The organism is Pseudomonas sp. F220 (genome assembly GCF_057813935.1).
In genome coordinates, this window is sequence record NZ_JBVASJ010000011.1 from 23,227 (window position 1) to 47,823 (window position 24,597).

The window sequence follows — 24,597 nt, forward strand, 5'->3', positions numbered from 1 at the left end:
ACAACCAAGAGGCAAGACCATGGGTATTTTTGACTATAAGCAATTGGGCAGCGGCGCTTCCAAAGCGCTGTATTCCGATGCACTGGCGTTGACGCTGTACGCGTACACGCCGACCGGTAAACCACTGGAGCCGTCAGGCTGGACGCCAATCAACGCCGGGCAATTGGGTTATCAAGGCAAGGCTGGTGCCCAGGGCACCTATTTTGGCGAGAAGGATGGTTTCACCACTGCCGAAGCCGAAGTGCTCGGCAAATATGACGCTGCCGGCCAGCTGACCTCGATCGGCATCGCTTTTCGTGGCACCGGCGGCCTGAGTTACAGCGATACCTTTGGCGACATGAAAAACAACCTGCTGGCCGCTGTCGGTCCGGCGGATTACGCGAAGAACTACACGAAGAACGCCTTCGACAGTTTGCTCAAGGATGTCGCCGCGTTCGCCAGCGCTCACGACCTGAGCGCCAGGGACGTCGTGATCAGCGGCCACAGCCTTGGCGGTCTGGGGGTCAACAGCCTGGCCGAGTTGAGCACGGACCACTGGGGTGGCTTCTTCAAAGACGCCAACTACGTGGCCTTCGCCTCGCCGACCCAGAGCGCTACCGGCAATAACGTGCTGAACATCGGTTACGAAAACGACCCAGTGTTTCGGGTGCTGGACGGCACCACATTCAGCGCGGGGTCCTTGGGCAAACACGATGCTCATCAAGGGTCGGCGACCAACAATATCGTCAACTTCAATGACCATTACGCGTCCACGCAGCTGTTGCCGTTCAGCATTCTCAACCCGCAGGATTGGTCGGCTCACGGTTCGCTGAGCTATGCCGACGGGCTTAACCGGGTAATCAGCTCGGGCTTCTACGACCTCACCGACAAGGACTCGACCCTTATCGTTTCCACCCTGTCGCAGGCGGCGCGTGGCAACACCTGGGTGACGGATCTCAATCGCAGTGCCGAACCTCACAAGGGCAGCACCTTCATCATCGGCACCGACAGCAACGACCTGCTCAAGGGCGGTGCTGGCAATGATTTCCTCGACGGTCGTGACGGCAACGACACCTTCCGTGATGACGGGGGTTACAACATCCTGCTGGGCGGCAAGGGCAGCAATACCTTCGAGCTGCAGCAACCGCTGAAAAACTTCGACATCGCCAACGATGGCGACGGGACGCTGTACCTGCGCGATGCCTACGGCGGTATCAGCCTGACCCGTGATATCGGCGCACTGGTGAGCAAAGAACCTGGCTGGCTCTGGGGCGTATTCAAGAATGATGTGACCCACTACGTGACCCAGACTGGTCTGCAAAACGGCAATGAGCTGAGCCTCTACAGCCATTCGCTCAATGGCGACGCCTATGGCAATTCACTGGAGGCCAGTTTCGATGGTGACTGGCTGTTCGGGAATGCCGGCGACGATCTGCTGAGCAGCTCCAAAAGCCACGTGACTTTCGTCGGCGGCAGCGGCAATGACGTCATGCACTCAACCGGTGGTGGCAATAACACCTTTCTGTTCAGCGGGGCGTTCGGTTTCGACGCCATCCATGGCTATCAGGGCAGCGACAAACTGGTGTTCATGGGCGTCGAAGGTGCCGGTCAGGGGTATGACTACACGCAACACCTCTCGCAAAGCGGCAACGACACATTGCTGACCGTGGGCAACTACGGGGTGACGTTGGTGGGTATCGGCCCGGACAACCTGTCGGGGGCGGGGATCGCATTTGTTTAAACGCCAATAAAGCAACATTGCACTAATACCTCGCAACGGCGTGTTGAACGGGCCCGCACAGGGGCCGCACGACGTCCCGGCTGCGTGAGCTGTCTCTGACAATTCCAACAAAGAGAGGCAATACCATGGGTGTCTATGACTACAAAAACCTCGGTTCAGAGGACTCCAAAGCGCTGTTTTCCGATGCGCTGGCGATCACGCTTTACTCCTACCACAACCTCGACAACGGCTTTGCCACCGGTTACCAGCACAATGGTTTCGGGCTAGGGTTGCCGGCCACGCTGATCACTGCGTTGATCGGCGGCACCGACTCCCAGGGTGTAATTCCAGGCATCCCGTGGAATCCTGATTCGGAAAAAGCCGCATTGGACGCGGTGCACAAAGCCGGCTGGACGCCGATTAGCGCAGGCCAACTGGACTATGACGGCAAGGTCGACGCACGCGGGACCTTCTTCGGTGAAAAGGCTGGTTACACCACGGCTCAAGTCGAAGTGCTCGGCAAGTACGATGCAGAAGGACATCTGACCTCGATCGGCATTGCCTTTCGCGGCACCAGCGGCCCGCGAGAATCACAGATCAGCGATTCCATCGGTGATGTGATCAATGACCTGCTGGCCGCCTTCGGCCCCAAGGACTATGCGAAGAACTACGCGGGCGAAGCCTTCGGTTCGCTGCTTAAAGACGTGGCCACTTTTGCCAGGGCCAACGGTCTGACCGGCAAGGACATCGTGGTCAGCGGTCATAGCCTAGGCGGCCTTGCGGTCAACAGCCTGGCGGACTTGAGCGGCGATCATTTTTCGGGGTTCTACAAAGACGCCAACTATGTGGCCTATGCGTCGCCCACCCAAAGCAGCACCGACAAAGTGCTGAACATCGGCTACGAAAACGATCCAGTGTTCCGCGCACTGGACGGTTCGTCACTCAACCTGTCGTCAGCGGGGGTGCACGATGCCCATCAGGATTCGGCGACCAACAACATCGTCAGCTTTAACGACCACTACGCCTCCACAGCCTGGAACATCCTGCCGTTTTCCATCGTCAACATCCCGACCTGGATCTCCCATTTGCCGACCGGTTATGGTGATGGCATGACTCGGGTTCTTGACTCGAAGTTCTACGATTTGACGAGCAAAGACTCGACCATCATCGTCGCCAACCTTTCGGACCCGGCACGCAGTAACACGTGGGTCCAGGACCTGAACCGCAACGCCGAAACCCACAAGGGCAGCACTTTCATCATAGGCACTGACGGTAACGACCTGATCCAGGGGGGGAGTGGCAACGACTACCTGGAGGGTCGTGATGGCAACGACACCTTCAGGGATAGCGGCGGTTACAACATCATGCTCGGCGGCAAGGGCAGCAACACCCTGGATTTGCAGCAGTCGGTGAAAAGCTTCGATTTCGCCAGCGACGGCGCCGGGACGCTGTATGTTCGCGATGCCAATGGCGGCATCAGTATCACCCGCGATATCGGCACGCTGACCAGCAAGGAACCGGGACTTATATGGGGGTTGTTCAAAGACGATGTGACCCACAGCGTCACCGACAAGGGCCTGCTGGCCGGCAACAGTCTGACCCCGTACGCGTCTTCGGTGAAGGGCGACGCGGGCGACAATACCCTCAAGGCGCATGCTGGCGGTGACTGGCTGTTTGGCTTGGGCGGCAATGACCACTTGATCGGTTCCGCAGGCAACAACGTCTTCGTCGGTGGCGCCGGCAATAACCTGATGGAGTCGGGAGGCGGTATCAATACCTTCCTGTTCAGTGGCGATTTTGGCAACGACAAAATCATTGGCTACCAGTCCACCGACAAGCTGGTGTTCCTCGGTGTCAACGGTGTGGGTCAAAGCTATGACTACCGAGAACATGCCACCTCAGTGGGCAGCGACACGGTGCTGACCTTTGGCAGCGATTCGGTGACGCTGGTCGGTGTCGGACTGGATCATCTGGCAGGCGCAAGCATCGTCATCGCTTAACCACAAGACAATGCAGCAAGCCAAAAAGATCGCAGCCTATTGGCGGCGCCTACAGGTGTTGCGTACACCTGATCATTTTCGGGTGCACGGAATCGGCGTAGGAGCTGTCGATAGGCAGCGATCCCTTGGGGGGCACCCACAGGTTTCAGGACTCAATCTTCCTGGCGAACGGTGGCGACATCATCCGCCTTGATCTTCACATGCTTACCCGAGATGTCTACGAATTCGTAAAAGCCATCCCTGGTTTTCGGCGCATCTTTGGTCAAGTACTGGGTGCCATTCTGCAGGGTCACGACCGCCGGCGAGGAGCAACCGCCCAATGCTAGAAGTGCCGCTACTGCCAGGGGCAGGCCCAAGAGTTTAACGTTCATACACAAACCTCTCGTTTGAAAATCAACTGATAACCTCGACTGAAGCGAGTCACGAATGCAGTGCTGTCTTCGTTTGTGTAACTAACTCAAAGAAAGTTCGCACCCGCAAGAAAGAAGACCGACGCTCGGCCGCCCATCCAATACTGTTTGCAAGCGCAGGGGCTGAGCTGGTATCTGTATGCATAACCAGTATCCAATTTTTGTGGCGCGCTTGATCTGTGACTTCCAACCCGCTCGACAATCCGTTCTATTACCTGAACAACTTTGTGCAAGTGCTCGCCTGGCTTGAACAGCGTTATGCCGACGTGCTGAGCGCTGAAGAGCAGCAGTTCATTCTCGACTTCAGTCGTCTACCCCAAGCGTCCCAGGCGTTGCTCGTCAGAATGGTGATGCGCAAAGGTGTGCGCTTTCGAGCGGGCAAACTGCATTACGACGAAATCGGTGAGGTTGAGCCTGCGGTCGCACCGTTACTGCGACTGGGCTGGGTCGATGAGCAAGCGCTGCTGTCGATCGAAGAACTGTTCGACGTCTTGCTGAGACCGGAAATCCTCCTGTGCTTCAACGCCGCCATCGACCAGCCCAAGGCGAAAAAAACCGATTGGCTCACGTCTCTGAGCGAACAGTTCAGCAACGCGCACACGTTCAAACAATGGTGTCCGACGCTGGATGATCGACTCTTCACCTTGACCATCATGGACCTTTGCGATCGGCTACGGTTAATGTTCTTTGGCAACCTTTACCAGGACTGGTCGGAATTCGTGTTGGCTGACCTGGGCGTCTTTACTTACGAAAAAGTCGAGTTTTGCGCCGAATCCCGTGGTTTGCGCAGCCGTGCAGACGTGGATGGTTTTCTGTACCTGCACGATTGTCAGGGGCGTTTCGACGCCGGCGAGCCATTGAGCGAGGTGCTCGAGCACATCAATGCTCTGGACACGGCCAACCCCTGGCTTGAAAGGCGCCGGGCCAAGCTGCTGTTCCAGATCGGCCAGCACTGCGAGCGAATCGCCGATCTGCCGGCAGCCCTGACTATCTATCGAGCCTGCGGTTATCCCGGCGCGCGGCTGCGCTTGATCCGCGTGCTTGAACGCAGCGGTGAGTACTCGCTGGCAATGGAGCTTGCCAGCCATGCCGAGCAATGTCCGGAAGGTGCAGCCGAACAACAGCAATTGCTGCGAGTCCTGCCAAGGCTGCGACGCAAGCTCGGAGGCCTGCCCACGCCCCGGACGGTTGCGATCGATACGCCGCGTCTGGATCTCAGCCTGCCGAGAACCGATCTGGCGTTATCAGTTGAGTTCCATGTTCAGGCTCATCTCGCTGAAGCGTTGGCGCCGGTGCACTATGTCGAGAACGGTCTGATCAATTCCTTGTTCGGGCTGCTCTGTTGGCCAGCGATATTTGCACCGTTGCCGGGGGCATTTTTTCACCCGTTTCAGCGAGGACCGGTCGACCTGCTCAACGACGACTTCCATTCGCGGCGTGCCGAGCTGTTTCAGGCCTGTCTGGCAGAACTGGACGACGGCCGTTACGCAGAGACCATCCGCAATCGTTATGTCACCAAATGGGGGGTGCAGTCACCCTTCGTGTTCTGGGGTACGTTGACCGATGACCTGCTCGAGCAGGCCCTTGATTGCCTGCCGGCTGAACACCTCAAGCACTGGTTCAATCGCTTGCTGCTGGACATCAAGGCCAACCGATCCGGCATGCCGGACCTTATCCAGTTCTGGCCGCAGCAAAAAACCTACCGCATGATCGAAGTCAAAGGCCCGGGGGATCGCCTGCAAGACAACCAGCTGCGCTGGCTGGAGTTCTGCCAGCTGCATCAGATGCCGGTGGCCGTCTGTTATGTGCAATGGGCGGAGCAGGGCGAGTGAGTTACAGCATCGCGGTGCGTGCCTTGTGCGAGTTCACGGCCAAGGTCGGCGATCTCGACTTGCGCTTTACCCCGTCACCCACGGCGCTGGAAGGCATCGCTGGCCATCGCACCGTCGCCTCGCGGCGCAATGAGGGCTATCAAGCTGAAGTCGCGCTTGAGGGCCAGTACCAGCAGTTGACGGTGCGGGGTAGGGCAGACGGCTATGACCCCAACCAAAACCAGCTTGAAGAAGTAAAAACCTATCGCGGCGACCTGAGCCTCATGCCCGCCAATCATCGTCAGTTGCATTGGGCGCAGGCAAAGATTTACGGCTGGTTGATGTGTCAGAAATTGCAGCTGCCCGAGATCAGCCTGGTGCTGGTGTATTTCGATATCGTCAGCGAAAAGGAAACCCGACTCGTAGACGCCTGCAGCGCCGCTGAGCTGGAGCTTTTCTTCAATCGTCACTGCGGCTTGTTTTTGCAGTGGGCCGAGCAGGAGATGACTCATCGCGACGCCCGTAATCAGGCCGCGCAGTTGTTGCGTTTTCCCCACGCCGGCTTTCGCCCTGGGCAGCGCAACCTGGCGGAATCGGTCTTCAAGGCCGTGAGTACCGGCCGTTGCTTGATGGCCCAGGCGCCCACTGGCATTGGCAAGACCGTCGGCACGCTGTTCCCGATGCTCAAGGCGCTCTCTCCGCAGCAACTGGACAAGGTGTTTTTCCTGACCGCCAAGACGCCGGGCCGCAAACTCGCGCTCGATGCGGCCCAGGTTATCTACCGCAGCGAGCCCGATCTGCCGTTGCGAGTGCTCGAATTGGTGGCGCGGGACAAGGCCTGTGAACACCTGGACAAAGCCTGTCACGGAGAGTCCTGTCCCTTGGCGAAGGGTTTTTATGATCGTCTGCCAGCGGCCCGGGAAGCGGCCACGCAGATACAGTTATGGGATCAAGGCAGTCTGCGACAAATCGCTTTGACGCATGATGTCTGCCCGTACTATCTGAGTCAGGAAATGGTCCGCTGGGCCGATGTGGTGGTTGCCGACTACAACTACTATTTTGACTTCAGCGCCTTGTTGTTTGGTCTTGCCCAGTTCAATCAATGGAAGGTGGCGGTACTGGTTGACGAGGCCCATAACCTGGTGGAACGCGGACGCCAGATGTACAGCGCAAGCCTCGATCAATTCACGTTGAACAGTGTCCGCACTAACGCGCCAGAGCCGTTGAAGAGGTCCTTGCAACGGGTGAACCGTGAATGGAATGCCCTGCATAAAGAACAGATTCGCCCATATCAGGCCTACGCCCAGACGCCGGAAAAACTGCTTCAAGCGCTTTCGTTGTGCATCGCCGCCGTCGGCGATTACCTGAACGATCATCCTCAAGGTCTGGACGGTACGCTGCAAAGTTTCTACTTCGAGGCGCTGCATTTTTCACGAGTCGCCGAGCTGTTTGATGAGCAGTTTCTGTTCGATATCAGCAAACGAGACCTCAACGCCAAGCGCAGTGTGTCGCAGCTCTGTTTACGCAACGTAGTGCCCGCCGGCTTCATTCGTCCACGGCTCACGGCCGCCCGCAGCACTGTACTGTTTTCCGCGACCCTGAGCCCTCGGCATTACTATGCGGACCTCTTGGGTCTGCCGGCGAACACCGTATGGATTGATGTCGAGTCACCGTTCACTGCCGAGCAATTGGAGGTGCACATCGTCAGTCAGATTTCCACGCGCTTCGTGCACCGGCAGGCGTCCCTTGCGCCCATTGTCGAATTGATCGCCGCCCAGTTCCAACAGCGTCCCGGCAACTACCTGGCGTTCTTCAGCAGCTTTGATTATTTGCAACAAGTGGCGCAGTTGCTGGCCGATAAATACCCGCATATCGACCTTTGGTCACAGTCGCGGGGGATGGACGAAGGGCAGCGCCAGGCCTTCCTGGATCAGTTCACGACAAGCAGCCAAGGGATCGGCTTTGCCGTATTGGGCGGGGCGTTTGGCGAAGGTATCGATCTGCCGGGCGCGCGACTGATTGGCGCGTTTATCGCCACCCTGGGGCTAGCCCAGCTAAACCCGGTGAACGAGCAGCTGAAACAGCGCATGGCCGCGATCTTCGGTGCTGGTTATGACTACACCTACCTGTTTCCCGGCGTACAGAAAGTCGTACAAGCCGCCGGAAGGGTGATCCGCACTCAACAAGATCGCGGCGTAGTGATGTTGATCGATGACCGATTTGCCGACGCCAAGGTTCAGCAGTTGCTGCCGCGCTGGTGGTCTGTGACTGGCCACTCATCAGGCCCTCGAAGCAATGCTCGATCCGCCGGATGAAAAGACCGCCATCACTGCTCGGCATGGCGTAGTGCTGATCAAGGTCCTCAGTGTGGTGATAGCGGCGCGCCTGAAAACCCTGTCTTGCGTCATTGGCTTTGTTGCCTCGCCACTGCAGTGGCGAGGCTTCAGGTTGGCATCTCTGCACCGTTTGCCGATAACTATTGGCCCTTGAGTCTTTTCGGGTTGGAGTTGCCCCAAACCGTGTAGAGGTCTGCCAACAACGCGCCGTTTATGGTTTCCAGTTCGGTCTGGGTAATCTCTTCATCGCCCTGTTTGCCATACAGAACGACCTCATCTCCCGCCTGGACGCCCTGGATGCCACTGACGTCGACCATCAGTGTGTTCATGGTGACCTTGCCGATTACCGGTGCGCGTTGGCCGTGAATCAACACAGAGGCTTTGTTGGAGAATGCTCTTCGATACCCATCGGAGTAACCGGCCGGGATGTTGGCGATCAATGAATCTTTGCTCAGGGTATGGGTTCGGTCGTAGCTGATTGTGCTGCCCGCCGGGTAGGCGTTGACCGCCGCGACCCGCGATTTGAACTGCATGACGCGCTGAAACTCGTTATGCCCGCCCACCGGGTAGCCATAGAGCGCAGCCCCCGGGCGGACCATGTCCAGCCACCCCTCGGGCACCTCGAGGGTGGTGAAGGTATTGGCGCAGTGCAGGGTGATCCGGCTACGGTCCAGTTTTGCGTGTTCGATCAGCCAACCGGATTGCTCCTTGAATGTGGCCAGCCCCCGCAGAACGTCCTCTCGTTCTTCGACCGGGAAGTGGGTCATGATTCCGACGATATTCAGGTGATCCAGCCGAGTCATCTCAACCGCCTGCTGTTGCCCCTCTGCGGTGCTCATTTCCAGGCCGTTGCGGCTCATACCCGCCGAATTCAGCGCCAGGTGAACCGCTAGTTTTTCACCTTTGCGTGTGGCCATCTCGTTGAGCTGGCGTGCAACCTCAAGATTGCCGACCAGTTCTTCGATGTTGTAGCGCAGCGCATTCTCCACTTCACCAACGGTAGCGCTGCGCAAACGCATCAGACGGCCCTTGAAGCCTTTGGCCCGTGCAACACGTGCCTCCTCGTTGCTCGCCACGCCGATACAGGTGACGCCCATCCTGATGGCAGAAGGAACAAGCAAGGCAATGCCATTGCCATAAGCGTCGGCTTTCATCACGGCGCAGATCTGGCTTTTACCCGCCAGCCGCTGCTGGAGCTTGGTGATGTTCCCTTCGAAGGCGGCCTGATCGATTTCCAGCCAGGTATTGCTCTCGGCCGATCGACTGTCGGCGCGAGGATGTTCTGGCGTGGGATCGAGCAATGGGGCGGCATTGACCACGGGCATCATTGCCGTCAAATCCAGGGCGAGCGTCAGCGTGCTGAGCATAAAACGTGGCATATCGAGTCTTCCATACTAATTGAGGAGAGCCCCATGCGCGCGTGGATCTGGCAGCAGCCAGGTCCATATGGCATCGAGCGAACAGCCTCGAAATTCTTATGCAAAGACGTCGTTTGTTTATGTGGTGTTCATTGCTATTCGCAGCGGATATCGCTGTTGATAGGGGCCCAACAGCGATAAATTCGTGACCAGTGGTGTAAGGGCGAGGCTGCAGTTGCAGGCTACGAGAGTCAAGACGTGGAAGCCGCCTCTCGCGCTTGCAACACGATACCCACCCACTCACTGGCAAAGCGGTAACAGTCACCCGGCCAACGCGCGGTCAGTAAATTACCGTCGCGGACCACGAAACCCCGTTGCAGGTTCTCCGCCGAATCGCGTAAAGGCAGTAGCGGCCCGGGTAAAAAATCCTCGGGGCTCGCCAGTTCGGCTTTGACTTCCTCCTCGACCGTCTGCGGGTAGGTGCGGTAGTAGCGACCGAGCAATGGTGCTGTCATCGCCCAGGCCAGCAGCTCCATGCTTTTCAGCAGCGCTGTAGCCTTTCGCCTGTGCAATATCGATAGGCCGGAGTCAGGGTCAAGCGTACGGGCAAGCAGCAACACTCCGTGGCAGACGGCTGCGACTGGTTTGTTCGCTTTAAAGAAGTGCAGGGCGATTCGCTTGGCTTGTTCCGACTCCAGCAAGCTGCGCATGCCGACGGCATGGCCACCGGGAATCAGCAGCCCCTCGAATTGGGCGGGGTCGACATCGGCGTAAGCCATGGGTGTGCGAAATCCATCGTCAGTGATCATGGTTTGATAGTGCTGAAGATCGGCTTTACGCGTCATCAGGAACGGGTTCAGCGGGCCGAAACCAATGTCAACCAGGCGCGGGTCCGCATAAGCGGGCAAACCATGGGGAGTGGCGAAACGCACCTCGATGCCAGCCTGGCGCAGTGCTTGCCAAGGCACGCTGCTTTCGGTGGGATCGTAGCCGGCTTGGGGTAACAGGAAGAGGATCATTCAGGTTTGCTCGCATGGGCGCTGTTCAGGTGGTTGAGCTCGGTTACACCAGAGCCCCTTCGATAATAGATCAGCTACAGAACCGCGAGGCTCAAGATTGCGGCAGCCAGGGAGCGTCTTCGTTGATCAACCCAACTTTGCGCCATCGACGTTTTCAAAACCTGCCAAACGGGCAGTGGCATCTTTCAACAGTTCATAGCCAGGCACTTTGCCGAGCACATTCTCTTCAAACGAATGCGCCATCTTTGCTGCGGGGGCACGCACCAGGGCTCCTGGACTCGATGAGTTTGAATGGCAATCATAGTTTGCGTAAGAGATACTTCAAACCGGCGTTATAAAAGAGTTCGCGGTTCACAAATATCGACATCAACACAGGTCATGGCCGTCAGTTTCGAACTGAGCGGCTATGATGATTTGGCTCCCCAAGGAATTTTCTTTTGAACCAATGGATCTTCAATACACCTCGGTCGAGCCTATGACATCTTCCCCAACCTGGATCATCTGCGAGCATTGCGACTCGGTGTACACGCCTGTATCTCTGACCAAAGGTCAGACCGCACGTTGCGTCCGTTGCGCGGCCATCCTGGACCGTGGTGGTCAGCTCAGCATCCAACAACTCCTCGCGCTGTCGATAAGCGCGGCGCTGCTATTTGTCTTCGCCAACGCGTTTCCGGTCATGTCCATCAGCCTGCAAGGCCTGAGTAATCAAGCGACGTTATGGCAGTCCGTGGAAGCCTTGGCGCAAGGACAAATCAGCGTGATTGCCGCCGTGGCGGGGCTGGCAATCATCCTCGCGCCGATGTTGCAAATCATCTTGTTGTGTTGGGTGCTCAGCTTTGCCCTGGTCAGGCGAGCGGCTCCCGGCTTCAAAGCCTGCATGCGCGCTCTGGAGCATCTGCGCCCCTGGAGCATGCTCGAAGTGTGTTTGCTGGGAATTCTGGTGGCAATCGTCAAACTGGCCGGCATGCTCGATGTGCATCCGGGTCTCGGGCTGTGGGCGTTGGCCATGCTGACCGTGCTGATCATCCTGATCTCAGGCAAAGGTATCCGCCGGCTGTGGACAGACCTGGAGGGCGTTATTCCATGAGCATGCCGCCCTATGCCAGCGAAATGAATCTGGTCCTGTGTCATACCTGCGGCCAGGTTTGCCCATCGTCGGACACGAGCTGCTCTCGCTGCGACGCCCCGCTGCATCGACGCAAACCCAATAGCCTTGCCCGTACCTGGGCACTGCTGTTGGCCAGCATGATTTGCTACATCCCGGCCAACGTGATGCCAGTGATGTACACCAACATCTTTGGCAACGGCGCCGAAAGCACCATTTTCGGCGGGATCATAGAGTTCTTGCACGCAGGCGAGTGGGACCTGGCGTTGCTTATTTTCATTGCCAGCGTGGCTGTGCCGTGCATGAAGTTCCTGGTGTTGGGCATGCTGCTGATCACCTGTCAGCGCCGCAGTCGCTGGGCCATGCGTGAGCGGGCCAAGCTCTATCGGTTGATCGAGATTGTCGGTTACTGGTCCATGCTCGATGTGCTGGTGGTGGCGCTGATCGCCGCCCTGGTGCAGTTTCGCTCGCTGAGTACCATCGACCCGCGGATGGGCATTCTATTTTTTGGTTTGGTGGTGGTTCTGACGATGTTCGCTGCCATGAGTTTTGATCCCCGGCTTATCTGGGACGCAGAGGTTGAAGATGCCTGATCACCCAAGTTCTACCGACACGCCGGCTCCAGGCAATCCTGAGGTCAAGCGTCGACGCTTCAACGTTTCCCTGGTGTGGGTGGTGCCGATTGTCGCGGCTCTGGTCGGGTTGTCGATGGTGGTGCATAACGCCAGGCAGGCCGGGCCGCAGATTATCGTGAGCTTTCTGACTGCCGAAGGGCTGGAGGTCAACAAGACCCAGGTCAAATACAAGAATGTGGTGATCGGCAAGGTGACCTCGATCACCTTGAGAGAGGACCGTAGCCACGTCGACGCCACCATTGACCTGGAAGGCTCCGCCAAGTCCTTTGCGTCTGAGGACTCACGCTTCTGGGTGGTGCGCCCGCGCATCGGCGCCGGCGGTGTTTCGGGGATCGATACGCTGTTGTCCGGCGCCTTTATCGGGGCCGATGCCGGCGCATCGGACAAGACCAAAAAGGACTTCGTCGGCCTTGAAATCCCGCCGCCCATTACGTACGGCCAGAAGGGCACGCGATACACCTTGAGCACCAACGACCTCGGCTCGCTGGATGTGGGTTCCAGCGTCTACTACCGACGCATCCCGGTTGGCGAGGTGGTGTCCTATAAACTGTCCGAGGGCGGCAAAGGAGTCGAAGTACAGATCTTTGTCCACGCCCCGAACGACAAATTCGTGACTCGCAATACACGTTTCTGGAACGCCAGTGGCGTCGATGTCAGCCTGAGCGCCGAAGGCCTGAAGGTACAAACCCAGTCGGTGTCATCGATTCTGGCCGGAGGTGTCGCATTCGTTGAGCCCAACTACAGTCCCAATCCCCAGGTGGCTGAAGAGAACGCTGAGTTTTCCCTCTTTAGTGATCGGGAAACCGCCATGGCTCCAGCCGATGGCGAGCCACGCTACATCCGCATGCGCTTCGATCAGTCCTTGCGTGGTTTGGCGGTCAACGCGCCGGTGGAATTTCACGGGGTGAACCTGGGACGGGTGGTATCGATTGATCTGGACTATGACGAGGTCAAGAAAGACTTTCCCACCATCATTGGCGCCGTGATTTATCCCAGCAGGTTGGGTAAGGCCCATGAAAAAATATCGAAAACCCGGGACACCAACGATGACGCACTGGCTGTACAGCTGATGGCCCAGATGGTCACGAAGGGGCTCAGGGCGCAGGCCCGAACCGGCAACCTGTTGACCGGGCAGCTCTACATCGCCCTGGATTTTGCCCCGAACGCCAAACCGGTGAATTTCGACGTGAACGCGCGACCGGTGGAGATTCCAACGATACCGGGCAGCCTGGATAAACTTCAGGAGCAACTACAAAGTGTCGTCGACAAGATCAGCAAACTGCCGCTCGAGCAGATTGCTGGCAACCTCAATGGCAGCCTCGCAGAGCTGCAGAAAACCCTCAAACAGGTCAACGGCGAAGTGCTGCCGCAGATGCGCGATACATTGGCAGAGACCCGGAAAGCAGTAGCCTCGGCCAGCAGCAGTGTTTCCGAAGACTCACCGCAACGCCTGCAATTTGGCCAAGCGATGGAGGAGGTCCAGCGCACTGCGCGTTCGGTGCGAGTGCTGACCGATTTCCTGGGCCGGCATCCCGAGGCACTGATTCGCGGGCGCCTCAAAGACAACAAGCCTGATAGCTATCAATCATCACCTTCGTCCTCTCGAGAGATTGACCAGGAATGAACACCATGACTATTCGCTCCCTGGCCATTTTCGCCACACTTGGCCTGGCCGCCTGCAGCTCGGCACCGACCCATTATTACACCCTGGTTCCGCCCGTAATGGACAGTACTGCGCGCACGAATGTAGCCGCGTCAGGCTTCCAGTTCGAGATGCAGCCGGTGCGCATCCCGGTTCAGGTTGACCAGCCGCAAATAGTGGTGCGCCACGGCAGCGGAACCTTGTCGATCCTCGAAACCGAGCGTTGGAGCGCACCGCTGGCCGAGGAATTCCACGATGCCCTGGCCAACCAGATGGAGCTCAAACTGGGTACTCGTGACCTGGCAGGCTTACCCAAGACCTCAGGTCTGCCGATACTCGCGCTGCAAACCGATGTCCGGCGTTTCGACTCACTGGCGGGTCAATACGTCTTGATCGATGTGGTCTGGAGCATCAGCCTGCGCGGCGATGGCGAAAAGCGCCGTAGTCTGACGTGCAGCAGCGTCATCCGCCAACCGGCGGGCACCCAGGTGCAGGATTTGGTAGTTGCCCATCAGCAGGCCATTGGGCAACTGGCGACCATCATTGCAGGCGCCGCACGTAGTTGGTCAAAACAACAGGGGATAGGTTGCCCTTAGGTCAGTTGAGTCGCCAGGGCCAGTCAGTTTAAGGAAATGAGGTCTCTGTAGGAGCCGAGCTTGCTCGCGATGGACGTTAACGATAACGCGTGTTTTCTGAATAAACGCGTCGTCCTTCAGTCCATCGCGAGCAGCTCGGCTCCTACAGAGGCGGCGTAGTGGGTTCAGCGCACCAGGCACGGTTGCTTGTTGTTGAATTTCCAGTCAGGGATCAGAAACTGCATGGCAACGCTGTCGTCACGTGCGCCCAGCCCCATGCCTTTGTACAGCTCGTGGGCCTTGGCCACTTGATCCATATCCAGCTCGACACCCAAACCGGGCTTTTTTGGAACTTGCACGCAACCATCGACTATTTGAAGCGGCGCCTTGGTCAAGCGTTGACCGTCTTGCCAGATCCAGTGAGTGTCGATGGCGGTGATTTCACCCGGTGCAGCAGCGGCCACGTGGGTGAACATCGCCAATGAGATGTCGAAGTGATTGTTGGAATGCGAACCCCAGGTCAGACCCCATTCGTTGCACATCTGTGCCACCCGAACCGAACCTTGCATGGTCCAGAAGTGCGGGTCGGCCAACGGGATGTCTACCGATTGCAGCTGGATCGCATGGCCCATTTCGCGCCAGTCGGTGGCGATCATGTTGGTCGCGGTTTTCATGCCGGTCGCACGACGGAATTCAGCCATGACTTCACGACCGGAAAATCCGTTCTCTGCACCACAGGGGTCTTCTGCGTAAGCCAGCACATGATGCTGATCGCGGCATAGGCGAATGGCTTCTTTCAGCGACCATGCGCCATTGGGGTCCAGCGTGATACGCGCGTCGGGGAAGCGCTCGGCCAGGGCGGTGACGGCCTGGATTTCTTCGTCGCCGCTTAACACGCCGCCCTTGAGCTTGAAATCCTCGAAGCCATAACGGGCGTGAGCCGCTTCGGCCAGGCGCACTACGGATTCGGCAGTCATGGCGTGTTCATGGCGTACGCGGAACCAGTCGTTATCCGCATCCGGTTCGCTACGGTAAGCCAGGTCGGTCTTGTTGCGATCACCGACGTAAAACAGATAACCGAGCATTTTCACTTCATCGCGCTGCTGGCCTTCACCCAGCAGGGCTGCGACCGGTACGTCCAGGTGTTGACCCAGCAGGTCGAGCAGGGCGGCTTCCAGGCCGGTAACGGCATGGATGGTGATGCGCAGGTCGAAGGTTTGTAAGCCGCGACCACCAGAGTCACGTTCGGCAAAGGCCTGGCGCACGTTGTTCAAGATTTTCTGGTAAGTGCCAATGGTATTGCCGACCACCAGTGAGCGGGCGTCTTCGAGTGTCTGGCGGATGCGCTCGCCACCCGGCACTTCACCAACGCCGGTGTGGCCCGCATTATCCTTGAGGATCACGATGTTGCGGGTGAAGAACGGACCGTGGGCACCGCTGAGGTTGAGCAGCATTCCATCATGGCCAGCCACCGGGATGATCTGCATGCTGGTAATAACAGGGGCTTTGCCAGTGTCTTGTGCGTTCGAGGTGTTCATTGTGTTGTCCTGTAAATTCATATCTGCTTGATCCGGGGCAGTTGCCTGACGTTGGTCGGCCATGGCGCTCTGCCCCGTCTTCGTCAGGAGTGGCTGGGGCTCGGTTTGCTTATCGCAATGGCGGGTGCGCCTTTAGGCTTGTTGCGGGCGGCGAAGACGATGATCGCGGCAATAATTGATGTCGCGGCCAAGCCGTACAAACCACCCTGGATTGAGCCGGTGCGTTCTTCCAGCAGCCCAAAAGTAGTCGGTGCAACGAAGCCGCCGAGATTGCCGACTGAGTTGATCAGTGCGATCACACCTGCTGCGATTCGTGCATCCAGATACGCCTGCGGAATCGGCCAGAACAGCGACGACGCCGACTTGAAACCCAAGGCTGCAAAGCAAATGGCGACGAAGGCAAAGATCGGCCCGCCGGTGGTGGACATGAACATCCCGGCAGCGGCAATCAACAGTGCAGCGGCGACCCAGGCTTGCTGGTGTTTCCACTTGGTCGACAGTGAGGCGAAGGCGTACATGCCGACGATAGACAGCAGCCACGGAATCGAATTGAACAGCCCGACCTGCATGTCGCTGAGATCGCCCATCTTCTTGATGATGCTCGGCAGCCAGAAGGTGGCGGCATAGATGGTCAGCTGGATGAAAAAGTAGATCAGGCAGAACAGAATGATCTGGCGATCCTTGAGCAGTTTGCCCAGCGAAGGTTTGATCGGTGTTGCGGCCTCGCGCGCCAGTTGTTCTGCATCAATGGCATTGACCAGTGCGTCCTGCTCCGCGCGGGTCAGCCATTTGGCATCATGGGGTCTGGAATCAAGCCAGAACCAGACGAAGACGCACAGCACCACCGAAAACAACCCTTCAATCAAGTACATCCACTGCCAGCCGTGCATGCCCAAACCCGTGATTTGCAGCAGCAACCCCGACAAAGGTCCGGAAATCAGCGAGGCAATCGCTGAGCCGCTGAGAAAGATAGCGATCGCTTTACCGCGCTCCACACCGGGCAACCAGCGAGTGAAGTAATAGATCACGCCGGGGAAGAAGCCTGCTTCGGCAACGCCCAGGAGAAAACGCAGGATGTAGAAGTGGGTTTCGTTCTGAATGAACGCCATGCAGGTTGCGACAATACCCCAGGTCAGCATGATGCGGGTCAGCCAGATACGGGCGCCGACTTTTTGCAGGAGCATGTTGGACGGGACTTCGAACAGGGCGTAACCGATGAAGAACAAGCCGGCACCGAAACCGTAGGCTGCGGCACCAATGCCAAGATCATGCTCCATGTACGAACGCACGAAGCCGATATTCACTCGGTCAATGTAGTTAACGATAAACATGATGACGAACAGCGGCAAAACATGGCGCTTTACTTTCGAAACAGCCGAAAGCAAAGCCGAATCTGCGCCGTCACTCACCTTGGAATTGGATGTGTTCACACTCTGATCTCCCACTCGTTATTTTTATGCGGGGTACGACTTGGTTGCGTGTCAGGAGGGCGTTTAAGGGGAGGTGTCGAAATAGGTGACAGGGAAGGAAAGTAGACCTTCAGAAAGGACGGCCTTGAGTGCTTGTGGATTCATGTTGAGTCAGCCTGTTTCGCGGTTTTTGTTAGAGAAGGTGCGATTTGTGTTGATAGACATCATACAACTGAGATTTTTCCGTCACAAGACAGCAGAATCAACTTTATCGTTCTCAATTCGATCTTTTTTATGCGTTTAGATCTAAGAGAATAATTTTTAACCCAGTATTTGCTTGGGTTGTCGGAGTTTCCTGAAATTGAAAAGGTCTCTATTTTTTCGGATTTTAAGGCGATGGCTTGAAAGGTACACCTTGTGAAAGCCGATATCTTTGTCTGATATTGAGTGTTGTCATACAAGTTGATGCGCATTTTGAGAGCTCGCCAGATAGCGAGTACGGAACTGAACGCAACACAAAACAGGCAAGGTGTTACGATTCGATAGCCCAGATTTCCGGATGACCATTATGCAAAACGACACCGATGTGCCTGCTCGGAAGCGCTCCCACAATCTTGCACATGATTTGGTTGTGGAGCTCACCCAGAGAATTTTGCTGGGCCAAATCAAACCCGGACAAAAGCTTCCCGCAGAAAACGCGATTGTTCGCGAGCATGGTGTCAGTCGTACGGTGGTGCGTGAGGCCATTTCGAAATTGCAAGCATCGGGTTTGGTGGAGACTCGACACGGCATAGGCACTTTTGTTCTTGAGCGCTTACCCGAGCAGGGCTTGCGACTGAATGTCGATACAGCCATGAGTGTGCGAAGTATTTTGGAGTTGCGCATGGGCCTCGAAACCCAGGCAGCAGCCTTGGCCGCAAAGCGTCGCAGCCCGAAGCAGTTGTCCCAGATGCGCAAAGCATTGGATGATTATCAGAGCTTATTGGCTAATAACGACAGCTGTGTCGAAGCGGACAAACGCTTTCATCTCCTCATTGCCGAGGCCACTGGCAATACCTGCTTTACCGAAATCATGCAGCATTTGGGGAGCTCCATGATTCCCAGAACTCGCGTGAACGCCACTGAGCGGGGCGGAGCCGACTTGGCCAAGCTTGGACACCTTGCCAATCTTGAGCACGAGGCAATTCTCAATGCCATCAAAAAGCAGGATCCAGACGCCGCTCGAGCGGCGATGTGGATACACCTGACCAATAGTCGTGACAGGTTTTCTGCAGATTGAGGCATCGGCGTATTGCAACGGGTGAGGGCGATGCGCTGGATAACCCGCGTCTGTTGCCGCAGGCCGGGGAGGCGGTGTTGCAGCGACAGTAATGTCAGCGTTTCGGACATCCCGAATTTGAGGAATAACCCGCAGAGATTATTTCGCTTGTGGGGACCGTTCGATCATCGCTTACATAGCGGGCACTTTCATTGTCAGCAGGATGACCGGCCATGGCCTCCACCTCTATCAGTAGTTCTATTTCCTTCGTTCATCCGATCAGCCTGAGTCACGGAAAAAATGCCGAAGTCTGGGACGTGAACGGCAAGCGTTACATCGATTTCGTCGGCGGTATCGGTGTATTGAACCTGGGCCATTGCCACCCGCGCATTGTCGAGGCCATTCGAGAACAAGCCACCCGGTTGACTCACTATGCTTTCAACGCGGCCCCCCATCAGCCCTATGAACAGTTTATGGAGCGGCTGGCGGCCTTTGTGCCGGTGAGCTATGCGCTTGGAGGGATGCTGACCAACAGCGGCGCCGAGGCCGCAGAAAATGCCTTGAAAATCGTCCGTGCACATACCGGTCGCACGGCGGTGATTGCCTTCGATGGTGCGTTTCACGGACGTACCTTGGCCACCCTCAATCTCAACGGCAAGGTCGCGCCCTACAAGCAGAAGGTCGGCGTCTTGCCCGGTCCCGTTTACCATCTGCCTTACCCTAGCCAAGACACCGGAGTCACCACCCAGGACGCGCTTAAGGCCATGGACCGCCTATTCAGCGTGGAAATAGATATCGATGAGGTGGCCTGTTTTATTCTCGAACCGGTGCAGGGCGAGGGCGGGTTCCTGGCGCTGGATATCGAGTTCGCCCAAGCATTGCGCAAGCTCTGCGACGAGAAGGGCATTGTGCTGATCATCGATGAAATTCAGTCAGGCTTTGGCCGTACCGGACAACGTTTTGCCTTCACTCGCCTGGGGATCGAGCCGGACTTGCTGCTACTGGGAAAAAGTATTGCCGGCGGCATGCCACTGGGAGCGGTCGTCGGACGAAAAGCACTGCTCGATACGTTACCCAAAGGCGGTCTGGGCGGTACTTATTCGGGCAATCCTGTTGCCTGCGCAGCGGGACTGGCGACGCTGGATGAGATGACCGATGCGAATTTGTCTGAGTGGGGCGAGATGCAGGAAAGCACCATCGTCAGTCGTTATGAACGTTGGCGCGAACAAAAACTATCGCCTTACCTTGGGCGTCTGACGGGCGTTGGTGCCATGCGCGGTATCGAGTTGATCACTCCCGAAGGCCATCCCGCGACGGCGCAGTTGGCGGCCTTGCTGGAAGCCGCCAGAAACAGCGGACTGCTACTCATGCCGAGCGGTAAGTCGCGGCACATCATCCGCCTGTTGGCTCCCCTGACCATCGATTCGGTGGTGCTGAATGAAGGTCTGGATATTCTGGAAAAATGCCTGGCAGACATTCGCTGAACCCCTGACATGAGTCAGCGATGAACTTTTATAGGCGGTCCTTTCCCGGAAAAGAGCGTGGGTTACACGCTCTTTTTTGCTGCATTGGGAACGGGGCATGACTTAATGCCGTTCAGTTAAGGAAATTGCAGGAGCAAGCTTAACTAAACGGCATCAGGGCATGACTGGGTGTTTTCACGCGACAGCGCTGTGCGATATCAACTCATACCGCGTGACCCCGTGTCATTGCTTTACATAACTGCCTGGCGCCGGCTCCAGAGCCGGGTATTTGTCATTTCCGGTGTGCAGAACCGAGGGCTTTCGCTCACCGGAGTGCCCGGCCAGCCAGTTGAACCAGTCATTCCACCAGCTGCCGGGACGCTGTTCGGCATTCTTGAACCAGGTGTCCGGGTTTTTCGTGACCCGATTGTTGGTCCAGTAATGGCGCTTCTGCTTGGCAGGCGGATTGATGACACCCGCGATATGCCCGGAGGCACCCAGTACAAATCGCTTGGTCCCGGAGAGCAGGTTGGTGCTGGCGTAGGCGCTTTTCCAGGGCACGATATGATCGTCATGGGTGGCAAGGATGTAAGCGGGGGCGTCAATTGCACGCAAGTCCAGCTTGGCTCCACAGCACTCCAGTTCTCCTGATTTCAAATCGTTCTGCAGATAGGTGTGGCGCAGGTACCAGCAGTACATCGGGCCCGGAAGGTTGGTGCTGTCGTTATTCCAGAACAGCAGATCAAGCGGAATCGGCTTCTGCCCCTTGAGGTATTTGTCGACGTTGTAGTTCCACCACAGATCGTTGGGGCGCAGCAGGGAGAAGGTATTGCCCATGTCCTCGCCACGAAACAGACCGATGGGGCCATTCAGGCCACCAATGGTGCGCTCGCGGTAGGCCACCAGTTCTTCGTCGACGAATATGTCGATGGCACCGGTATCCAGGTAATCAAGGAAGGTGGTCAACAGGCTCACGCTGGCAATCTCTCGGTCGCCGCGTGCCGCCAGTACTGCCAGGGCCGTGCTCAACAGGGTGCCGCCAATGCAGAAGCCCACGCAATTGAGTCGCTGCTCGCCACTGATCTCGCGGGTCACTTGCAGCGCGTTAATCACCCCGTGCTCAATCAGGTCATCCCAGGTTGTGCCGGCGTGTTCCAGGTCGAAGTTGCGCCAGGACATGAGGAATACCGGATGCCCCTGCTCCAGCAGGTGACGGACCATCGAGTTGTCCGGACGCAGATCAAGGATGTAGTACTTGTTGATCGACGGCGGTACGACGAATACCGGGTGCAGGTACTGGGTTTCGCTTTGCGGGTAGTACTGAATGAGCTGGAAGAGATGATTCTCGAAGACCACTTCGCCGGGGGTGTTGGCCAGGTCGACGCCCACCTTGAAGGCGCCGCTATCGCACTGGCGCATTTTGCCTTCGTTCATGTCGCTGGCCAGATGCTGCAGGCCTGTGAGCAGGCTGGCACCTTGAGTCTCAACCACACGCTGGAGCGCATCAGGGTTGCTGACAAGAAAATTGCTTGGCGCACTGGCGGCGATGGCTTGCTCCACCAGATAGCGCAGGCGTTGGCGTGGTTTCTTTTCGTCGATCAGCAGTTTGTCGAGCAGTTTCAGGAGAAAGCTGGAGTTGAGCAAATAGAAGGCGGCGAGGGAGCCGAACAGTGGCTCGCTCCAGTTGCCGCTGGCAAAACGTCGATCATCGAAGCTGAAGGGTTGCCCGGTCAGCAGCTGTTGGCCGAGCTGGCCCCATTGCAATTGGTAGTCCGCCTGAAGGCTTTCCAGGGTTTCGCGAGGCAGGTCGAACCATGTGCCGTGCTCATGCCCGGAAAACCAGGGGTTAGTGCTGACCCATAGGCGCAATTGTTGCACCGCAAAGGAGGCGATAAACGGAACCTGACCTGACCAATAGGTCTTGAATGTATGCGCGTTGTTATCCATAAAGTTCCTTGCCCATGCTGACGAGCCGGGCAGAAAAAAGCCGCGCTTGGCCGGACTCCGGCGTAGCAACAGCAGGAATGCGGGCAGCATTGTTTGATGCGAACGTGATGCGCGGAACAAGGAGGGTCCCAAGTCCGCGCATTGGCAGCTGATAGGCCGTTGGTTAGCGCTCGATGGCCAGGCCGACGCCTTGACCGCCGCCGATGCATAAGGTGGCCAGACCTTTCTTGCCGTCGCGGCGGATCAGTTCGTGCACCAGTGACACCAGGATCCGTGCCCCTGACGCGCCGATCGGATGGCCAAGGGCGATCGCACCGCCGTTGACGTTGACTTTGCTAGTGTCCCAACCCAATTCTTTGCCAACCGCCAGCGACTGGGCGGCGAAGGCTTCATTGGCTTCGATCAGGTCCAGATCCTCGACGTTCCAGCCGGCCTTTTGCAGGGTCAGACGTGTAGCCGGGACCGGGCCGATGCCCATGATCGACGGGTCCACACCGGCGCTGGCATAGGCTTTGATGCGTGCCAGTACCGGAAGGCCCAGCGCTTTTGCTTTAGCGGTGCTGGCCAGCAACAGCACGGCAGCACCATCGTTGAGGGTCGAGGAGTTGCCGGCGGTCACGCTGCCGTCTTTCTGGAAGGCAGGTTTGAGTTTCGCCAAGGCTTGCGCAGTGCTGTCGATACGCGGCTGTTCGTCGGTGTCGAAGACCAGCGGTTCGCCTTTGCGCTGGGGAATCAGGATCGGGGTGATTTCGCTCTGGAAACGCCCGCCCTCAATGGCCGCCGCAGCCTTCTGTTGCGAGGCGGCAGAGAAAGCATCCTGCGCTTCACGAGAGATCTCGTACTTCTGCGCCAGATTCTCTGCGGTGATGCCCATGTGGTAGTCGTTGAAGGCGTCCCACAGACCATCCTGGATCATGCTGTCTTGCAGTTGCGCATGCCCCATGCGCAGACCGGTGCGTGCCTTGGGCAGAACATAAGGGGCCAGACTCATGTTTTCCTGACCGCCAGCGATCACCAGTTCTGCGTCGCCACAACGGATTGCCTGGACGGCGAGCTGGACGGCCTTAAGACCGGAGCCGCAGACTTTGTTCAGGGTCAGGGCAGGGGTGGTATGTGGCAAGCCGGCCTTGATCGCTGTCTGGCGTGCCGGATTTTGCCCTGCGCCGGCTGTGAGTACCTGGCCGAGGATCACTTCATCTATCTGAGATGCATCGATACCCGTCTGCTCCAGCAAGCGGCGAATCACTGCGGCACCCAATTCGGTCGCGGGAATTGCAGACAAAGCACCCTGAAAACTGCCGATGGCGGTACGAGTTGCGGCAACGATTACGACTTCGTTCATGCGTGACCTCATTGAAAAGACAAAATTCGTCGAGCAAACCAGGGCATTCATGCCCTGGCTGGGGTTACTGCATGTTCATGCCGCCGTTTACCGAGAAGTCGGCACCGGTGCTGTAGGCGGACTCATCGGAGGCCAGCCAGGCCACGATTGAGGCGATCTCTTCGGGTTGGCCAAGGCGGCCGACCGGTGTTGCTGCGATCATGCTGTCGAGAATGTCCGGGCGGATTGCCGCAGTCATAGAGGTCTGGATGTAGCCTGGGGATACGGTATTGACGGTCACGCCCTTGCCGGAAACTTCCCGGGCCAGTGCCATGGTGAAGCCATGGATGCCGGCCTTGGCGGCGGAGTAGTTAGTCTGACCAAACTGGCCGCGCTGGCCGTTGATCGAGGAGATATTGATGATCCGCCCCCAACCCTTGGACAACATCCCTTCAATGACCTGCTTGGTGGTGTTGAACAAGCCCGTCAGGTTGGTCCCGATTACGGTGTTCCAGTCTTCCGGGGTGAGCTTGCGAAAGGAGGCGTCGCGAGTGATGCCGGCGTTGTTGACCAGCACATCGATCGGGCCGAATTGTTCACGAGCCATCTCGAAAGCCTTGCGGGTCGACTCCCAATCGGTGATGTCGCCATAGATGCACTCGAACTGATAACCCGCTGCCAGCTGGCTGGCAAACCAGTCATTCTTGCGGCTGGAATCAGAGCTGCAGCCGACGATTACCTTGAATCCTTCCTTGTACAGGCGTTGGCTGATCGCTGTACCAATGCCACCCATGCCGCCCGTTACTAATGCAATACGACTACGCGACTCCATACATCCACTTCCTTTCGTTGCGCTGCAGGAGAGGAGATTGTTCGATATCGACGGGCCGTGCGGAAGTGTTTGTAGGTGACTGCTTCGTGTCCAACGGTGCCACACGGGCGTTTTGGCCCGCTGGCAAAAAATGAGGAGTACCTATACTGGGATCAATACTTGAAACTCAACGGACATTTAATATTAGTGCAACATTGTTGAAATATGTTCAATGCATGTCAGTATTGGCTCCGGACAGG

At 57.4% G+C, this 24,597-nt stretch carries 19 protein-coding genes; 10 read left to right on the forward strand and 9 right to left on the reverse strand.

The window, feature by feature from the left end; all coding sequences use genetic code 11:
- The first annotated feature begins 19 nt into the window (after positions 1 to 19).
- Together ACZYSM_RS12270 and ACZYSM_RS12275 are read left to right on the forward strand one after the other, a co-directional pair.
- Positions 20 to 1,720: a polyurethane esterase gene (locus ACZYSM_RS12270; RefSeq protein WP_489071756.1), complete on the forward strand. Its 1,701-nt coding sequence runs from the start codon at positions 20 to 22 to the stop codon at positions 1,718 to 1,720.
- A 125-nt stretch (positions 1,721 to 1,845) separates the two neighbouring features.
- Positions 1,846 to 3,699: a polyurethane esterase gene (locus ACZYSM_RS12275; protein ID WP_489071757.1), complete on the forward strand. Its 1,854-nt coding sequence runs from the start codon at positions 1,846 to 1,848 to the stop codon at positions 3,697 to 3,699.
- A 152-nt stretch (positions 3,700 to 3,851) separates the two neighbouring features.
- Here the strand turns inward: ACZYSM_RS12275 and ACZYSM_RS12280 are convergent, their stop codons facing one another.
- A complete protein-coding gene (locus tag ACZYSM_RS12280; protein ID WP_489071758.1) occupies positions 3,852 to 4,070 on the reverse strand; it encodes a YgdI/YgdR family lipoprotein in 219 nt (72 codons plus the stop codon).
- 218 nt (positions 4,071 to 4,288) lie between these two features.
- Here ACZYSM_RS12280 and ACZYSM_RS12285 point away from each other — a divergent pair, with 218 nt between their 5' ends.
- Together ACZYSM_RS12285 and ACZYSM_RS12290 are read left to right on the forward strand one after the other, a co-directional pair.
- Positions 4,289 to 5,941: a VRR-NUC domain-containing protein gene (locus ACZYSM_RS12285; RefSeq protein WP_489071759.1), complete on the forward strand. Its 1,653-nt coding sequence runs from the start codon at positions 4,289 to 4,291 to the stop codon at positions 5,939 to 5,941.
- Positions 5,938 to 8,235, forward strand: a complete 2,298-nt coding sequence (locus tag ACZYSM_RS12290; protein WP_489071760.1) for an ATP-dependent DNA helicase — start codon at positions 5,938 to 5,940, stop codon at positions 8,233 to 8,235. Before ACZYSM_RS12285 ends, ACZYSM_RS12290 begins: the two co-directional genes overlap by 4 nt.
- Positions 8,236 to 8,396: 161 nt before the next feature.
- Here ACZYSM_RS12290 and alr read toward each other — a convergent pair whose 3' ends face one another.
- The 3 genes from alr to ACZYSM_RS12305 form a co-directional block, all read right to left on the reverse strand.
- On the reverse strand, positions 8,397 to 9,635 hold the full coding sequence (gene alr / locus ACZYSM_RS12295) for an alanine racemase (RefSeq protein ID WP_489071761.1): 1,239 nt from the start codon (positions 9,633 to 9,635) through the stop codon (positions 8,397 to 8,399).
- Positions 9,636 to 9,865: 230 nt separating this feature from the next.
- Positions 9,866 to 10,633: a type 1 glutamine amidotransferase domain-containing protein gene (locus ACZYSM_RS12300; protein WP_489071762.1), complete on the reverse strand. Its 768-nt coding sequence runs from the start codon at positions 10,631 to 10,633 to the stop codon at positions 9,866 to 9,868.
- Between the two features lie 126 nt (positions 10,634 to 10,759).
- Complete coding sequence (locus ACZYSM_RS12305; protein ID WP_489071763.1) at positions 10,760 to 10,897, reverse strand: hypothetical protein; 138 nt, start codon at positions 10,895 to 10,897, stop codon at positions 10,760 to 10,762.
- Between the two features lie 211 nt (positions 10,898 to 11,108).
- Here ACZYSM_RS12305 and ACZYSM_RS12310 point away from each other — a divergent pair, with 211 nt between their 5' ends.
- Genes ACZYSM_RS12310 through ACZYSM_RS12325 form a run of 4 tightly spaced genes read left to right on the forward strand, consistent with a single transcriptional unit; the run spans position 11,109 to position 14,611 of the window.
- On the forward strand, positions 11,109 to 11,720 hold the full coding sequence (locus ACZYSM_RS12310) for a paraquat-inducible protein A (protein ID WP_489071764.1): 612 nt from the start codon (positions 11,109 to 11,111) through the stop codon (positions 11,718 to 11,720).
- Positions 11,717 to 12,331 carry a paraquat-inducible protein A gene (locus ACZYSM_RS12315; RefSeq protein WP_489071765.1) on the forward strand — a complete coding sequence of 205 codons (615 nt, stop codon included), beginning with the start codon at positions 11,717 to 11,719 and terminating at the stop codon, positions 12,329 to 12,331. Before ACZYSM_RS12310 ends, ACZYSM_RS12315 begins: the two co-directional genes overlap by 4 nt.
- On the forward strand, positions 12,324 to 13,997 hold the full coding sequence (locus ACZYSM_RS12320; protein WP_489071766.1) for a PqiB family protein: 1,674 nt from the start codon (positions 12,324 to 12,326) through the stop codon (positions 13,995 to 13,997). The genes ACZYSM_RS12315 and ACZYSM_RS12320 overlap by 8 nt, the downstream gene beginning before the upstream one ends.
- Before the next feature lie 5 nt (positions 13,998 to 14,002).
- On the forward strand, positions 14,003 to 14,611 hold the full coding sequence (locus ACZYSM_RS12325) for a PqiC family protein (protein WP_489071767.1): 609 nt from the start codon (positions 14,003 to 14,005) through the stop codon (positions 14,609 to 14,611).
- 164 nt (positions 14,612 to 14,775) lie between these two features.
- Here ACZYSM_RS12325 and gudD read toward each other — a convergent pair whose 3' ends face one another.
- Positions 14,776 to 16,128, reverse strand: coding sequence for a glucarate dehydratase (gene gudD, locus ACZYSM_RS12330; protein WP_489071768.1), 1,353 nt, complete (start codon positions 16,126 to 16,128; stop codon positions 14,776 to 14,778).
- 83 nt (positions 16,129 to 16,211) lie between these two features.
- Complete coding sequence (locus ACZYSM_RS12335; protein WP_489071868.1) at positions 16,212 to 17,537, reverse strand: MFS transporter; 1,326 nt, start codon at positions 17,535 to 17,537, stop codon at positions 16,212 to 16,214.
- Positions 17,538 to 18,105: 568 nt separating this feature from the next.
- Between ACZYSM_RS12335 and ACZYSM_RS12340 the strand changes: the two genes are divergently transcribed.
- A complete protein-coding gene (locus ACZYSM_RS12340) occupies positions 18,106 to 18,816 on the forward strand; it encodes a FadR/GntR family transcriptional regulator (RefSeq protein ID WP_489071869.1) in 711 nt (236 codons plus the stop codon).
- Positions 18,817 to 19,028: 212 nt separating this feature from the next.
- The gene (locus ACZYSM_RS12345) at positions 19,029 to 20,279 is read left to right on the forward strand and encodes a 2-aminoadipate transaminase (RefSeq protein ID WP_489071769.1); all 1,251 of its coding nucleotides are present in this window, start codon (positions 19,029 to 19,031) and stop codon (positions 20,277 to 20,279) included.
- A 222-nt stretch (positions 20,280 to 20,501) separates the two neighbouring features.
- Here ACZYSM_RS12345 and phaC read toward each other — a convergent pair whose 3' ends face one another.
- The 3 genes from phaC to phbB form a co-directional block, all read right to left on the reverse strand.
- Entirely contained in the window at positions 20,502 to 22,205 is a 1,704-nt protein-coding gene (gene phaC, locus ACZYSM_RS12350; RefSeq protein WP_489071770.1) for a class I poly(R)-hydroxyalkanoic acid synthase, read from the reverse strand.
- A 163-nt stretch (positions 22,206 to 22,368) separates the two neighbouring features.
- Positions 22,369 to 23,547, reverse strand: coding sequence for an acetyl-CoA C-acetyltransferase (locus tag ACZYSM_RS12355; RefSeq protein ID WP_489071771.1), 1,179 nt, complete (start codon positions 23,545 to 23,547; stop codon positions 22,369 to 22,371).
- Between the two features lie 64 nt (positions 23,548 to 23,611).
- Entirely contained in the window at positions 23,612 to 24,358 is a 747-nt protein-coding gene (phbB, locus tag ACZYSM_RS12360; protein WP_489071772.1) for an acetoacetyl-CoA reductase, read from the reverse strand.
- Positions 24,359 to 24,597 lie beyond the last annotated feature (239 nt).

Coding starts and splice junctions, on each gene's coding strand:
- ACZYSM_RS12270 (WP_489071756.1), top strand. CDS start 20: ATGGGTATTTTTGACTATAAGCAATTGGGCAGCGGCGCTTCCAAAGCG.
- ACZYSM_RS12355 (WP_489071771.1), bottom strand. CDS start 23,547: ATGAACGAAGTCGTAATCGTTGCCGCAACTCGTACCGCCATCGGCAGT.
- ACZYSM_RS12340 (WP_489071869.1), top strand. CDS start 18,106: ATGCAAAACGACACCGATGTGCCTGCTCGGAAGCGCTCCCACAATCTT.
- ACZYSM_RS12325 (WP_489071767.1), top strand. CDS start 14,003: ATGACTATTCGCTCCCTGGCCATTTTCGCCACACTTGGCCTGGCCGCC.
- ACZYSM_RS12320 (WP_489071766.1), top strand. CDS start 12,324: ATGCCTGATCACCCAAGTTCTACCGACACGCCGGCTCCAGGCAATCCT.
- phbB (WP_489071772.1), bottom strand. CDS start 24,358: ATGGAGTCGCGTAGTCGTATTGCATTAGTAACGGGCGGCATGGGTGGC.
- phaC (WP_489071770.1), bottom strand. CDS start 22,205: ATGGATAACAACGCGCATACATTCAAGACCTATTGGTCAGGTCAGGTT.
- ACZYSM_RS12345 (WP_489071769.1), top strand. CDS start 19,029: ATGGCCTCCACCTCTATCAGTAGTTCTATTTCCTTCGTTCATCCGATC.
- ACZYSM_RS12275 (WP_489071757.1), top strand. CDS start 1,846: ATGGGTGTCTATGACTACAAAAACCTCGGTTCAGAGGACTCCAAAGCG.
- ACZYSM_RS12310 (WP_489071764.1), top strand. CDS start 11,109: ATGACATCTTCCCCAACCTGGATCATCTGCGAGCATTGCGACTCGGTG.
- alr (WP_489071761.1), bottom strand. CDS start 9,635: ATGCCACGTTTTATGCTCAGCACGCTGACGCTCGCCCTGGATTTGACG.
- ACZYSM_RS12280 (WP_489071758.1), bottom strand. CDS start 4,070: ATGAACGTTAAACTCTTGGGCCTGCCCCTGGCAGTAGCGGCACTTCTA.
- ACZYSM_RS12315 (WP_489071765.1), top strand. CDS start 11,717: ATGAGCATGCCGCCCTATGCCAGCGAAATGAATCTGGTCCTGTGTCAT.
- gudD (WP_489071768.1), bottom strand. CDS start 16,128: ATGAACACCTCGAACGCACAAGACACTGGCAAAGCCCCTGTTATTACC.
- ACZYSM_RS12300 (WP_489071762.1), bottom strand. CDS start 10,633: ATGATCCTCTTCCTGTTACCCCAAGCCGGCTACGATCCCACCGAAAGC.